The organism is Citrobacter sp. wls827, from assembly GCF_005280875.1.
In the GTDB taxonomy this organism is placed as follows: Bacteria; Pseudomonadota; Gammaproteobacteria; order Enterobacterales; family Enterobacteriaceae; genus Citrobacter; species Citrobacter youngae.
Genome location: NZ_SZWR01000012.1, coordinates 347,149 through 361,091 on the forward strand (window position 1 = coordinate 347,149; position 13,943 = coordinate 361,091).

Below are 13,943 nucleotides of genomic sequence, written 5' to 3' on the forward strand. Positions count from 1 at the left end.
AGCCCAGCCAATAGGGATAACAATGCTCTGGATTATGACCATGGGACGGCGCCTCAACGGCGTTTACGCGGCATTTATGCTGGTCGCTTTTATGATGGGCGTGGCAGGGGCGTTGCAGGCCCCCACGCTGAGCCTGTTCCTGAGCCGCGAAGTCGGGGCGCAACCATTTTGGGTCGGGCTGTTTTACACCGTCAATGCGATTGCCGGGATCGTGGTTAGCCTCGGGCTTGCAAAACGATCCGACAGCCAGGGCGATCGGCGCAAGCTGATCATGTTTTGCTGCCTGATGGCGATTGGCAACGCGCTGCTGTTTGCGTTTAATCGCCATTATCTCACGTTGATCACCTGCGGTGTGCTGCTGGCCTCGCTGGCGAATACCGCCATGCCGCAGCTGTTTGCGCTGGCGCGGGAATATGCGGATAACTCCGCGCGTGAAGTAGTGATGTTTAGTTCGGTGATGCGTGCGCAGCTTTCGCTGGCCTGGGTGATCGGACCGCCGCTGGCCTTCATGCTGGCGCTGAATTACGGCTTTACGGCGATGTTTTCCATTGCCGCAGGGATTTTTGCCATTAGCCTGGTGCTGATTGCGCTGATACTGCCGTCTGTCGCTCGGGTGGAGCAGTCCGTTGACGTGCCGCTGGAACAGACCGGCGGTTGGCAGGACAAAAATGTGCGGATGCTGTTTATTGCCTCCACGCTGATGTGGACCTGCAATACCATGTACATCATTGATATGCCACTGTGGATTAGCCAGGATTTAGGGCTGCCCGATAAGCTGGCGGGCATTTTAATGGGGACGGCTGCCGGGCTGGAAATTCCGGCGATGATTCTGGCGGGCTACTACGTGAAACACTTTGGTAAACGGCGAATGATGATCGTCGCCGTGGCGGCCGGCGTGCTGTTTTATCTGGGGCTGATCTTCTTTCATAGCCATACGGCTCTGCTTATATTGCAACTGTTTAACGCCGTATTCATCGGTATTGTCGCTGGGATAGGCATGCTGTGGTTTCAGGATCTGATGCCCGGACGCGCGGGTTCAGCGACCACATTATTTACCAACAGTATTTCGACCGGCGTCATTCTGGCGGGGGTGATTCAGGGTGCTGTTGCACAAAGTTACGGACATTTTGCCGTTTACTGGGTAATCGCGGCGATTTCAGTGGTTACGTTGGTGATGACCGGGCGGGTGAAGGATGTTTGATTTATAAAGTGCCGGATGGCGGCGTAAACGCCTTATCCGGCCTACAATTGGAGCGCATATGTAGGCCGGATAAGCGCAGCGCATCCGGCATAACAAGGACTAGCGCATAAACACTGGCTGCTCGTTTTCGTACTCGGTGATGGCCGCTTCATGCTGCAGCGTCAGCCCGATGCTGTCGAGACCATTCAGCATGCAGTGACGGCGGAAGTCGTCGATTTTAAAGCTGTAAGACTTATCGCCCGCTTTCACCACCTGCGCTTCCAGATCCACTTCAAATTTAATGCCTGGATTGGCTAACACCTGCGCAAACAGTTCATCCACCTGCGCATCGCTCAGGGTGACCGGCAGCAGTTGGTTATTGAAGCTGTTACCGTAGAAGATGTCGGCGAAGCTTGGGGCGATCACCACTTTAAAACCGTAATCGGTCAGCGCCCACGGCGCATGTTCGCGAGAAGAGCCGCAGCCAAAGTTTTCCCGCGCGAGCAGAATGGACGCGCCTTTATATTCCGGGAAGTTCAGCTCGAACTCAGGATTAGGCTGTTGACCTTTTTCGTCCAGAAAACGCCAGTCGTTGAACAGATGAGCGCCAAAACCGGTACGCGTCACCTTCTGCAAAAACTGTTTGGGAATAATGGCGTCGGTATCAACGTTGGCCGCATCCAGTGGGACAACCAGGCCGGTATGCTGGGTAAATTTCTCTGCCATGGTAGTTTCCTTATTTGATGCTGCGAATGTCGGCAAAATGACCGGTAACGGCGGCTGCGGCGGCCATGGCCGGGCTGACTAAATGCGTGCGACCACCACGGCCCTGACGGCCTTCAAAGTTACGGTTGCTGGTGGAGGCACAGCGCTCACCCGGATTCAGGCGGTCATTGTTCATCGCCAGACACATCGAACAGCCCGGTAAACGCCATTCAAACCCAGCTTCGATAAAAATCTTATCCAGACCTTCTGCTTCCGCTTGCGCTTTCACCGGACCAGAACCCGGCACCACCAGCGCCTGTACGCCCGGTGCGACTTTACGGCCTTTGGCGATTTCCGCTGCGGCGCGTAAATCTTCAATACGCGAGTTGGTGCAGGAACCGATGAACACTTTATCGATAGCAACTTCTGTTAACGGAATGCCCGGTTTTAATCCCATGTAAGCCAACGCTTTCTCAGCCGATGCGCGTTCCACCGGATCGGTAAATGATGCCGGGTCGGGAATATTATCGTTTACCGAGATGACCTGACCCGGGTTCGTTCCCCAGGTGACTTGCGGCGCGATCTCTTCTGCCTGCAGGGTGACGACGGTATCAAAGGTGGCACCATCGTCGGTTTTCAGCGTTTTCCAGTACTCAACCGCGTGGGTAAAATCTTCGCCCTTCGGTGCGTGTAAACGCCCTTGCACATAGTTAAAGGTGGTTTCATCCGGTGCGACCAGACCCGCTTTGGCACCCATTTCAATGGCCATGTTACACAGGGTCATACGGCCTTCCATGCTCAGTTCGCGAATGGCTTCGCCGCAAAACTCAACCACGTGCCCGGTGCCGCCCGCGCTACCGGTTTTACCGATAATCGCCAGCACGATATCTTTGGCGGTAATACCAGGGGCTGCTTTACCGTTGACTTCAATCTTCATGGTTTTGGCGCGCCCTTGTTTCAGGGTCTGCGTCGCCAGCACGTGTTCAACTTCAGAGGTGCCAATACCAAAGGCCAACGCGCCGAACGCGCCGTGGGTGGCGGTGTGGGAGTCGCCGCAGACGATGGTCATACCCGGCAACGTCACGCCTTGTTCAGGCCCCATTACGTGGACGATCCCCTGATACGGATGATTCAGGTCGTACAGTTCGACGCCAAATTCATTACAGTTTTTGATCAATTCCTGCATCTGAATACGCGCCATCTCGCCGGAAGCGTTAATGTCTTTGGTCTGCGTGGAGACGTTGTGGTCCATGGTGGCAAAGGTTTTGCCTGGCTGGCGCACTTGACGTCCATGCGCGCGCAGCCCATCAAACGCCTGCGGAGAGGTCACTTCATGCACCAGATGTCTGTCGATATACAACAGCGGGGTTTCGTTTTGCGCCTCAAAGACGACGTGCGCATCAAACAATTTTTCGTATAACGTTTTGGCCATGATTACACCCCTTCTGCGACATAACGGGCAATAATGTCACCCATTTCATCGGTACCGACTGCGGCAGCGCCACGGGTTAAGTCACCGGTGCGAATGCCTTCTTCTAATGCGCGGTTGATGGCGCTCTCAATGGCGGTTGCCGCATCATTGGCATCCAGGCTGTAACGCAACAGCAGCGCCAGTGACAGAATTTGGGCGATAGGATTGGCAATATTCTTCCCTGCGATATCGGGTGCAGAACCGCCAGCGGGCTCGTACAGGCCAAAACCCTGCTCATTCAGGCTGGCAGACGGCAACATCCCCATTGAGCCCGTGATCATGGCGCATTCGTCAGACAGAATGTCGCCAAACAGGTTGGAACACAGCAGCACGTCGAACTGGGAGGGATCTTTGATCAACTGCATCGTCGCATTGTCGATGTACATATGCGCCAGTTCAACGTCCGGATATTCATTCGCAATTTCATTGACGATTTCGCGCCACAGAATCGATGTTTGCAGTACGTTCGCTTTATCAATCGATGTGACTTTACGGCGACGCTGGCGAGCGGATTCAAACGCGATACGCGCAATACGTTCGATCTCGAAACGGTGATAAACCTCGGTATCAAACGCTTTTTCATGTTGTCCGCTGCCTTCGCGGCCTTTTGGCTGACCGAAGTAGATCCCGCCGGTCAGTTCACGTACACACAGGATGTCGAAACCGTTAGCTGCAATGTCGGCGCGCAGCGGGCAAAAGGCTTCCAGCCCCTGGTACAACTTCGCCGGACGCAGGTTACTGAATAATTTGAAGTGCTTACGCAACGGCAGCAGTGCACCACGCTCGGGTTGCTGGTTAGGCGGCAGATGTTCCCATTTCGGGCCGCCAACGGAGCCAAACAAAATGGCATCAGCTTGCTCACAGCCTTCAACCGTCGCTGGCGGCAGCGGCTGGCCGTGGTTATCAATGGCCGCACCACCCACATCATAGTGGCTGGTGGTAATGCGCATGTTAAAACGGTTGCGGATTGCGTCCAGTACCTTCAAGGCTTGCGCCATCACTTCCGGGCCAATACCGTCACCCGGCAAAACAGCAATATGATAATTCTTCGACATCACACGGTTTCCTTGTTGTTCTCGTTGTTCTGAGCTTTGCGTTGCAATTCTTTTTCGACTTCTTCGGCGCGCCAGATGTTGTTCAGCACATGAACCATTGCTTTAGCGGAAGATTCGACGATATCTGTCGCCAGACCGACGCCGTGGAAGCGGCGACCGTTATAGTTGGCGACGATATCCACCTGACCCAGCGCATCTTTACCGTGCCCTTTGGCGGTCAGGCTGTATTTCACCAGTTCAATGTTGTATTCGGTAACACGGTTGATGGCCTGATAAATGGCATCGACCGGGCCGTTACCGTTCGCCGCTTCGGCTTTCACTTCTTCACCGCAGGCCAGCTTGACGGAGGCGGTGGCGATGTCATTTGAGCCGGACTGCACGCTGAAGTAATCCAGACGGAAATGCTCTGGCTCTTCTTGCTGTTTGTTAATAAAGGCCAGTGCTTCCAGGTCGTAATCAAATACCTGACCTTTTTTATCCGCCAGTTTCAGGAAGGCGTCGTACAGGTTGTCCAGGTTGTATTCATTTTCTTTATATCCCATCTCGTCCATACGGTGTTTCACCGCGGCACGTCCGGAACGGGACGTCAGGTTCAGCTGTACCTGGTTCAGGCCGATGGATTCAGGCGTCATGATTTCGTAGTTTTCACGATTTTTCAGTACGCCGTCCTGATGGATGCCGGAAGAGTGGGCAAACGCGCCGCTACCAACAATCGCTTTGTTGGCCGGGATAGGCATGTTACAGATTTGGCTGACTAACTGACTGGTACGCCAAATTTCCTGGTGATTAATGCGGGTCTGTACGTTCAGAATATCTTTGCGTACTTTGATCGCCATGATCACTTCTTCCAGTGAGCAGTTACCGGCGCGTTCGCCGATACCGTTCATTGCGCCTTCCACCTGGCGAGCACCGGCGTGAACGGCCGCCAGCGCGTTGCCAACGCCCAGACCTAAATCATCATGGGTGTGCACGGAGATGATGGCTTTATCGATATTCGGTACGCGTTCATACAGGCCAGAAATGATTCCACCAAACTCAAATGGCATGGTGTAACCGACGGTATCAGGGATATTGATGGTTTTGGCACCGGCGTTAATGGCGGCTTCGACCACGCGGGCCAGATCGGCGATAGGAGTACGTCCCGCATCTTCACATGAGAACTCCACGTCATCTGTATAATTACGCGCACGCTTAACCATATAGATTGCTCGTTCGATCACTTCATCCAGCGTGCTGCGTAATTTCGTCGCGATATGCATCGGCGAGGTGGCGATAAAGGTATGAATTCGGAAAGCCTCAGCGACCTTCAGCGATTCCGCGGCAACGTCGATATCTTTTTCTACGCAGCGGGCTAAGGCACACACACGGCTGTTCTTAACCTGACGAGCGATGGTTTGTACGGACTCAAAGTCACCTGGAGAAGAGACCGGGAAACCCACTTCCATCACGTCAACGCCCATACGCTCGAGGGCCAGAGCTATCTGCAGTTTTTCTTTCACACTCAGGCTTGCCTGTAACGCCTGTTCACCATCGCGTAAGGTGGTATCGAAAATAATGACTTGCTGGCTCATGGTTTAAGTCCTTGGTGTTTAGGGCGCCTTGCTTCGAGCATAAAAAAACCCGCGCAATGGCGCGGGTTTTTGTCTTAACTGGAGCTGACTTAATGCTGAATGTCGTCCACCAGTCTACCGCGCAATGAGAATGCGTTTAGTAGTAGTAGACCGTTAAAACGAGCAATGTAAGTCATCAATCAAGCTCCAGGCGAATGCGATATGCTTTTAGTGGTACTGGATATGAAGATTGATGTCAACCCCATCCCCCACAAATGCCCCCACTCGGCGGAAAAAATCTCCTGAACTTTGAGCGAATTGTGCTGAATTTTTATGGTTGTATAAAATAAATCAGCGTGTGGATTACATACTTTTCACGATTTGACATATTTGAGCATATTTGTTTTCAGCTATTGTAACGGCATATTGAAGAGATAACTTGTGGATGGATTTTCTATCTTTATGATTTATTGGTTTTTATATTAATTCTGAATAGATTTGAGGTGCCGTGGGAAAAATGATTGATAAATAAATGTTAAGCATCGCGGTGTTAATGATATAAACATTTAATTAAATCTTAAATATACATTCACTTCGTGCATGATTGTGTATTTGTCATGGTTATGTTTATATTGTTTTCGACATTTAAACGTATGAATCATCGTGCAGCGACCTCTGCCACACTGCGCTCGCATTGGTTTTTGTTCATTCAGGCCAGGGTCTTTATGTTTTCCTAATTTTAATGCTTTCCCTTTTTCTTATTTTATATGCATGGTAAATCATATTAGCGGAGGTTATTTCTGAGCTCCGTCTGGGAAAAGGGAGTTTTGAGTGACAGTGGAGTTAAATATGCCAGAAGTAAAAATAATAGATAAACCTAATCTTTTAGAGATGGGGAAACCGCAGCTGCGCATGGTTGACCTTAATTTATTAACCGTTTTTGATGCGGTGATGCAAGAACAGAATATTACTCGCGCAGCGCATTCTCTGGGTATGTCTCAGCCTGCAGTCAGCAACGCAGTCGCGCGTCTGAAGGTTATGTTTAATGATGAGCTCTTTGTGCGCTATGGCCGAGGCATCCAGCCAACTGCACGGGCTTTTCAGCTATTTGGCTCTATTCGTCAGGCGCTGCAATTGGTGCAGAATGAACTGCCAGGGTCCGGTTTTGAACCCACCAGCAGCTCACGTGTATTTAATCTCTGCGTCTGTAGCCCATTGGATAATATCCTCACATCCTTGATTTACAATCGCGTTGAGCAAGTTGCGCCTAATATTCATGTTGTATTTAAATCCTCGCTCAACCAAAATACAGAACATCAATTACGGTATCAGGAAACAGAATTTGTTATTAGTTATGAAGAATTCCGCCGTCCTGAGTTCACCAGCATCCCGTTATTCAATGATGAAATGGTGTTAGTCGCAAGTAAAAAACACCCGCGCATTAGCGGTCCATTACTGGAGAGTGATGTTTATAATGAACAGCATGCGGTAGTTTCTCTCGAACGCTTTGCGTCATTCAGTCAACCCTGGTATGACACTCAGGATAAACAAGCCTGCGTAGCTTATCAGGGAATGGCATTAATCAGCGTACTGAATATTGTATCCCAAACTCATTTGGTTTCTATTGCGCCACGCTGGTTAGCTGAAGAGTTCTCTGAGGCTTTAGAACTGCAAATATTACCACTACCGTTAAAACTGAATAGCCGGACTTGTTATCTTTCCTGGCATGAAGCCGCTGGTCGGGATAAAGGACATCAATGGATGGAAGAGCTGTTAGTCTCCATCTGTAAGCAGTGACCTATGGCAGAGTAAATCCGATGATGCATCTGGTTTATTCTGCTTTTTTATTTTTATTTGAAATTTTATGCTGAAATCTGCTTTTGTTTTTTGCCCGGGAGGGCGAAAAAATAGAGTAATCGCTGTAAGTGCTCATTTTTAAGCGATTATTTGTCATTTCATTTGCTTATACTGGTTTAATTCTCCGTTTATTCGATTCTTTCCTCCGTTTTATTCTTATCCGCCGTTACGCCACCACTTCAGTGTCAATTGCCATGCCTTATCGTCAGCGGTTAATGTGTTGTTAAACCGTTATTCATTATAAGAGTGGAGGCAAGCCATGGAGATGTTGTCTGGAGCCGAGATGGTCGTCCGATCGCTCATCGATCAGGGTGTGAAGCAGGTATTCGGGTATCCCGGGGGCGCAGTCCTCGATATTTATGATGCTTTGCATACGGTCGGTGGTATTGATCATGTGCTGGTCCGCCATGAGCAGGCAGCGGTCCATATGGCCGATGGTCTGGCACGTGCGACGGGGGAAGTGGGCGTTGTGTTGGTCACCTCAGGGCCGGGAGCAACCAATGCGATCACCGGTATCGCAACGGCGTACATGGACTCCATTCCGCTGGTGATCCTCTCCGGACAAGTGGCTACCTCTCTGATTGGCTACGATGCCTTCCAGGAGTGCGACATGGTGGGGATTTCTCGCCCGGTGGTAAAACACAGCTTTCTGGTTAAACAAACGGAAGACATCCCGCAGGTGCTGAAAAAAGCCTTCTGGCTGGCGGCAAGCGGTCGTCCGGGACCGGTGGTAGTGGATTTGCCGAAAGATATTCTGAATCCGGCGAAGAAACTGCCTTACAGCTGGCCGGAGTCGGTGAGCATGCGTTCGTATAATCCGACGACGACCGGACATAAAGGGCAGATAAAACGCGCTCTGCAGACGTTAGTAGCGGCTAAAAAACCGGTTGTGTACGTGGGGGGCGGGGCAGTGAATGCTGCCTGCCACGAACAGCTAAGGCAGATTGCTGAAGCACTAAATCTGCCGGTTGTCTCCTCACTAATGGGCTTAGGTGCGTTTCCGGCAACGCATCGTCAGGCGCTGGGCATGTTGGGTATGCATGGTACCTATGAAGCGAATATGACTATGCATCATTCGGATGTGATATTTGCGGTCGGCGTGCGCTTTGACGATCGTACAACCAATAATTTGGCAAAATATTGCCCGAATGCGACCGTGTTACATATCGATATCGACCCCACCTCTATTTCAAAAACCGTCACGGCGGATATTCCAATCGTGGGCGATGCTCTCCTGGTGCTGGATCAGATGCTTGAGCTGCTGGAGCAGGAGAAATCGCAGCAGCCGCTGGACGATAACCGTGACTGGTGGCAACAGATTGAGCACTGGCGCGCCCGTCAGTGCCTGAAATACGACACTCAAAGCGAAAGTATTAAACCGCAGGCGGTGATCGAAACCATCTGGCGTCTGACAAAAGGGGATGCGTATGTGACCTCTGACGTTGGTCAGCATCAGATGTTTGCTGCGCTGTACTATCCGTTTGATAAACCGCGCCGCTGGATCAACTCAGGCGGCCTCGGCACCATGGGATTCGGTTTACCCGCAGCGTTAGGGGTGAAGATGGCACTGCCGAATGAAACGGTAGTCTGCGTTACCGGTGATGGCAGTATTCAGATGAATATTCAGGAGCTGTCGACGGCGCTGCAATATGAGCTGCCGGTGCTGGTACTCAACCTTAACAACCGCTATCTCGGCATGGTGAAACAGTGGCAGGACATGATCTATTCCGGGCGTCATTCGCAGTCTTATATGCAGTCGCTACCTGATTTTGTTCGTCTTGCTGAAGCATATGGGCATATTGGTATCCAGATAAATCATCCGGATGAGCTGGAAAGCAAACTGGGGGAAGCACTGGAACATGTGCGCAACCACCGGCTGGTGTTTGTTGATGTCACCGTCGATGGTAGTGAGCATGTCTACCCGATGCAAATTCGAGGGGGCGGTATGGATGAGATGTGGTTAAGCAAAACGGAGAGGACCTGATTATGCGCCGGATATTATCAGTATTACTGGAAAACGAGTCTGGGGCATTATCGCGCGTAATAGGCCTCTTCGCTCAGCGTGGTTACAACATTGAAAGCCTGACCGTCGCGCCGACTGACGATCCGACCTTATCACGGATGACGATCCAGACCGTGGGCGATGAAAAGGTCCTCGAGCAAATTGAAAAGCAACTGCACAAGCTGGTGGACGTTCTGCGCGTCAGCGAACTGGGGCAGGGCGCCCATGTTGAACGAGAAATTATGCTGGTGAAAATTCAGGCCAGCGGGTATGGCCGGGAAGAGGTGAAACGCAACACGGAGATTTTTCGTGGGCAAATTATCGACGTTACGCCGTCGATCTACACCGTACAACTGGCGGGCACCAGCGATAAGCTGGATGCGTTTCTGGCAACGCTGCGTGAAGTCGCTAAAATTGTGGAAGTTGCCCGTTCCGGCGTGGTGGGACTCTCCCGAGGCGATAAAATCATGCGTTAATAGCCGACTGTAGGCCTGATAAGCACAGTGCCATCAGGCATCATCGTGGAGGTCATGCCGGATGGCGGCGTAAATGCCTTATCCGGCCTACAGGTAACGTACCCGTTTTCGCTGATGCTACCTGTTGCGCTTTTTTTTTTGCGAAATCAGCAGTAACCAGAGACAAAAGCGGTTGCCGCAGTCATTATTCTGCGCTTAGATGTTAATAAATTTAACCCATGCCATCTTAAAGGTTATGGTTTGTACATTTTACGCAAGGGGCAATTGTGAAACTGGATGAAATCGCTCGGTTGGCCGGCGTTTCGCGAACGACTGCAAGCTACGTTATTAATGGCAAAGCAAAGCAATACCGCGTAAGCGACAAAACGGTCGAAAAAGTCATGGCGGTGGTGCGCGAACATAATTACCACCCTAATGCTGTGGCGGCCGGGCTCCGTGCTGGACGCACACGTTCTATCGGGTTAGTAATCCCGGACCTGGAGAATACGAGTTATACCCGCATTGCAAACTACCTGGAACGTCAGGCGCGTCAGCGTGGGTATCAACTGCTGATTGCCTGCTCTGAAGATCAGCCGGATAACGAAATGCGCTGTATTGAGCACCTTTTGCAGCGTCAGGTTGACGCCATTATTGTGTCTACCTCATTACCGCCGGAACATCCGTTCTATCAGCGCTGGGCGAACAGTTCATTCCCGATTGTGGCGCTGGATCGTGCGCTGGATCGTGAACACTTCACCAGTGTTGTCGGCGCAGACCAGGATGATGCGGAAATGCTGGCGGAGGAATTGCGTAAATTCCCTGCTGAAACCGTGCTCTATCTGGGGGCGCTCCCTGAATTATCGGTCAGTTTCCTGCGCGAACAGGGTTTCCGTACCGCGTGGAAAGACGATCCGCGTGACGTGCACTTCCTGTATGCCAATAGCTATGAGCGGGAGGCAGCAGCGCAGTTGTTTGATAAATGGCTGGAAACACATCCGATGCCTCAGGCACTGTTCACCACCTCATTCGCGCTATTGCAGGGGGTGATGGATGTGACATTGCGTCGCGATGGGCAACTGCCATCCGATTTAGCCATTGCCACGTTTGGCGATCACGAACTGCTCGACTTCCTGCAATGTCCGGTGCTGGCAGTGGCACAGCGCCACCGAGATGTGGCTGAACGTGTGCTGGAGATCGTCCTTGCAAGCCTTGATGAACCGCGTAAACCAAAACCAGGATTAACGCGCATTCGGCGTAATCTGTACCGCCGCGGCATCCTTAGCCGTAACTAAGTGGTTGCTATTGATGGCATTGGAGAGAATGCTTCGATGCCATCAAATATTTTATTCTCAGAAATAACCTTATTCTATTTAAGAATATTCTTTAGAATTATCTGAAATTTATTCTTTAATTATCCTAATTTAAAAATGCAACTATCCTTTTTTGGGTTATTGATACGTAACGGCGCGTTACGTTTGTATTATTTTGTTACATGCTTGTGTGGATTTGCCGAATTAACAAACACTTTGCCGCCGAATTGCGGCAATCTCTCACCTTCCTTGGCCGTACGGGCCGTACAGACCGATGAACTGGTACTGTTATCTCGCTGCATATTGTCCTAAAATGCCGCTCGCGTCGCAAACTGACACTTTATATTTTCCTCGGTTGATATTGAGTTGTTTTAAACAATGATGAGTTGTTGGATTTTTTTCTTACAAATATTCATGACGTTAATTTGCTTCGTTTGCTGTACGGAATTTGTTCAACGCAGATATTAGCCGTAAACAATGGGTTTTTTGCTCCGCTAAGCGCCGTGACTTGCTTGACAAGGTTTTCCTCCGCTCCGTAAACTCCTTTAAGTGGGAATTTGTGGGATAAAGTGGTAATCGGGGGTGAGACTGGCATGTTCCGGGGAGCAACGTTAGTTAATCTCGACAGTAAAGGGCGCTTATCGGTGCCTACCCGTTATCGGGATCAACTGCTCGAGAGCGCTACCGGTCAAATGGTTTGTACCATTGACATCCATCACCCGTGCCTGCTGCTGTACCCCCTGCCTGAATGGGAAATTATCGAGCAGAAGTTATCGCGTCTGTCGAGCATGAATCCAGTTGAGCGTCGCGTACAGCGCTTATTGCTGGGTCATGCCAGCGAATGTCAGATGGATAACGCCGGTCGCTTATTGATCGCGCCCATTCTGCGACAACACGCAGGGCTAACGAAAGAAGTGATGCTGGTTGGGCAGTTCAATAAGTTTGAGCTGTGGGATGAAACGACCTGGTATCAACAGGTCAAGGAAGATATCGACGCTGAGCAGTCTGTGACCGGCGCGCTGTCGGAACGATTGCAGGACTTGTCTCTATAAGATGATGGAAAATTATAAACACACCACGGTGTTGCTGGATGAAGCCGTAAACGGCCTGAATATTCGTCCAGACGGCATCTACATTGATGGGACATTTGGTCGCGGTGGTCATTCACGTCTGATCCTCTCACAGCTTGGTGAAGAGGGACGTTTACTGGCAATCGATCGCGATCCGCAGGCTATTGCCGTTGCAAAGACGATTACAGATCCCCGTTTTTCCATCGTACATGGACCTTTTTCTGCGTTGGCTGACTATGTCGCCGAACGCGGACTGACCGGTAAGATCGACGGGATTCTTCTCGATCTTGGGGTTTCATCTCCGCAGCTTGATGACGCGGAGCGCGGTTTTTCGTTTATGCGTGACGGTCCGTTAGATATGCGTATGGACCCAACACGCGGTCAGTCAGCGGCTGAATGGCTGCAAACCGCCGATGAAGCAGACATTGCCTGGGTGATTAAAACTTTTGGCGAAGAACGCTTCGGCAAACGCATTGCTCGCGCCATTGTCGAGCGCAATCGCATCGAACCGATGACTCGCACCAAAGAGCTGGCGGAAGTGATTGCGGCGGCAATGCCGGTGAAAGACAAATTCAAACATCCCGCGACCCGTACCTTCCAGGCGGTGCGCATTTGGGTGAACAGTGAACTGGAGGAGATAGAGCAGGCGCTAAAAAGCTCGCTCAGCGTGCTGGCACCAGGTGGTCGCCTTTCGATAATCAGTTTCCATTCGCTTGAAGATCGCATTGTGAAACGCTTTATGCGCGAACAAAGCCGTGGTCCTCAGGTTCCGGCTGGAATACCGATGACCGAAGCGCAGATCAAAAAGCTGGGCGGCCGTGAGTTAAGAGCACTAGGCAAGATGATGCCGGGCGAAGAAGAGGTAGCTGAAAATCCTCGTGCCCGTAGTTCAGTTCTGCGTATTGCAGAGAGGACGAACGCATGATCAGCAGAGTGACAGAAGCCCTCAGCAAAGTTAAGGGATCGATAGGAAGCAACGAGCGCCATGCCTTGCCTGGTGTGATCGGTGACGATCTTTTGCGGTTTGGGAAGCTGCCACTCTGCCTGTTCATTTGCATTATTTTGACGGCGGTTACCGTCGTGACAACAGCACACCATACGCGGTTACTGACCGCGCAGCGTGAGCAGCTGGTTCTGGAGCGAGATGCGCTGGATATCGAATGGCGCAACTTGATCCTTGAGGAGAACGCGCTCGGCGACCATAGCCGTGTTGAACGGATCGCAACGGAAAAGCTGCAAATGCAGCATGTTGATCCCTCACAAGAAAACATCGTAGTACAAAAATAAG

12 protein-coding genes are annotated in these 13,943 nt (G+C 51.1%); 8 read left to right on the forward strand and 4 right to left on the reverse strand.

From position 1 onward, the window contains the following. Nucleotides 1-22: 22 nt before the first annotated feature. Complete coding sequence (locus FDX03_RS08490; protein WP_048212706.1) at nt 23-1,201, forward strand: sugar efflux transporter; 1,179 nt, start codon at nt 23-25, stop codon at nt 1,199-1,201. A 99-nt stretch (nt 1,202-1,300) separates the two neighbouring features. On the opposite strand, the gene leuD is transcribed toward FDX03_RS08490, so the two are convergent. Genes leuD through leuA form a run of 4 tightly spaced genes read right to left on the reverse strand, consistent with a single transcriptional unit; the run spans nt 1,301 to nt 5,982 of the window. Continuing rightward, nucleotides 1,301-1,906, reverse strand: a complete 606-nt coding sequence (gene leuD, locus FDX03_RS08495; protein ID WP_137345794.1) for a 3-isopropylmalate dehydratase small subunit — start codon at nt 1,904-1,906, stop codon at nt 1,301-1,303. 10 nt (nt 1,907-1,916) lie between these two features. Beyond that, the gene (gene leuC, locus FDX03_RS08500; protein WP_061067236.1) at nt 1,917-3,317 is read right to left on the reverse strand and encodes a 3-isopropylmalate dehydratase large subunit; all 1,401 of its coding nucleotides are present in this window, start codon (nt 3,315-3,317) and stop codon (nt 1,917-1,919) included. Between the two features lie 2 nt (nt 3,318-3,319). Then, nucleotides 3,320-4,411 carry a 3-isopropylmalate dehydrogenase gene (gene leuB, locus FDX03_RS08505; RefSeq protein WP_137345795.1) on the reverse strand — a complete coding sequence of 364 codons (1,092 nt, stop codon included), beginning with the start codon at nt 4,409-4,411 and terminating at the stop codon, nt 3,320-3,322. After that, on the reverse strand, nt 4,411-5,982 hold the full coding sequence (gene leuA / locus FDX03_RS08510) for a 2-isopropylmalate synthase (RefSeq protein WP_048212702.1): 1,572 nt from the start codon (nt 5,980-5,982) through the stop codon (nt 4,411-4,413). Before leuA ends, leuB begins: the two co-directional genes overlap by 1 nt. Nucleotides 5,983-6,810: 828 nt before the next feature. Here leuA and leuO point away from each other — a divergent pair. The 7 genes from leuO (at nt 6,811) to ftsL (ending at nt 13,942) form a co-directional block, all read left to right on the forward strand. Then, nucleotides 6,811-7,758: a transcriptional regulator LeuO gene (leuO, locus tag FDX03_RS08520; RefSeq protein ID WP_101741376.1), complete on the forward strand. Its 948-nt coding sequence runs from the start codon at nt 6,811-6,813 to the stop codon at nt 7,756-7,758. A gap of 319 nt (nt 7,759-8,077) precedes the next feature. Beyond that, a complete protein-coding gene (ilvI, locus tag FDX03_RS08525) occupies nt 8,078-9,802 on the forward strand; it encodes an acetolactate synthase 3 large subunit (protein ID WP_071887318.1) in 1,725 nt (574 codons plus the stop codon). Nucleotides 9,803-9,804: 2 nt separating this feature from the next. Beyond that, nucleotides 9,805-10,296: an acetolactate synthase small subunit gene (ilvN, locus tag FDX03_RS08530; protein ID WP_003829566.1), complete on the forward strand. Its 492-nt coding sequence runs from the start codon at nt 9,805-9,807 to the stop codon at nt 10,294-10,296. Between the two features lie 266 nt (nt 10,297-10,562). Continuing rightward, nucleotides 10,563-11,567, forward strand: coding sequence for a catabolite repressor/activator (gene cra / locus FDX03_RS08535; protein ID WP_005124558.1), 1,005 nt, complete (start codon nt 10,563-10,565; stop codon nt 11,565-11,567). A gap of 611 nt (nt 11,568-12,178) precedes the next feature. Next, nucleotides 12,179-12,637, forward strand: a complete 459-nt coding sequence (gene mraZ / locus FDX03_RS08540; RefSeq protein ID WP_003018792.1) for a division/cell wall cluster transcriptional repressor MraZ — start codon at nt 12,179-12,181, stop codon at nt 12,635-12,637. A gap of 1 nt (nt 12,638) precedes the next feature. Further along, nucleotides 12,639-13,580 (forward strand): 16S rRNA (cytosine(1402)-N(4))-methyltransferase RsmH, encoded by a 942-nt coding sequence (gene rsmH / locus FDX03_RS08545; RefSeq protein ID WP_006686694.1) that lies wholly within the window; start codon nt 12,639-12,641, stop codon nt 13,578-13,580. Then, on the forward strand, nt 13,577-13,942 hold the full coding sequence (gene ftsL, locus FDX03_RS08550) for a cell division protein FtsL (RefSeq protein ID WP_000625651.1): 366 nt from the start codon (nt 13,577-13,579) through the stop codon (nt 13,940-13,942). Before rsmH ends, ftsL begins: the two co-directional genes overlap by 4 nt. Nucleotide 13,943: the final 1 nt, after the last annotated feature.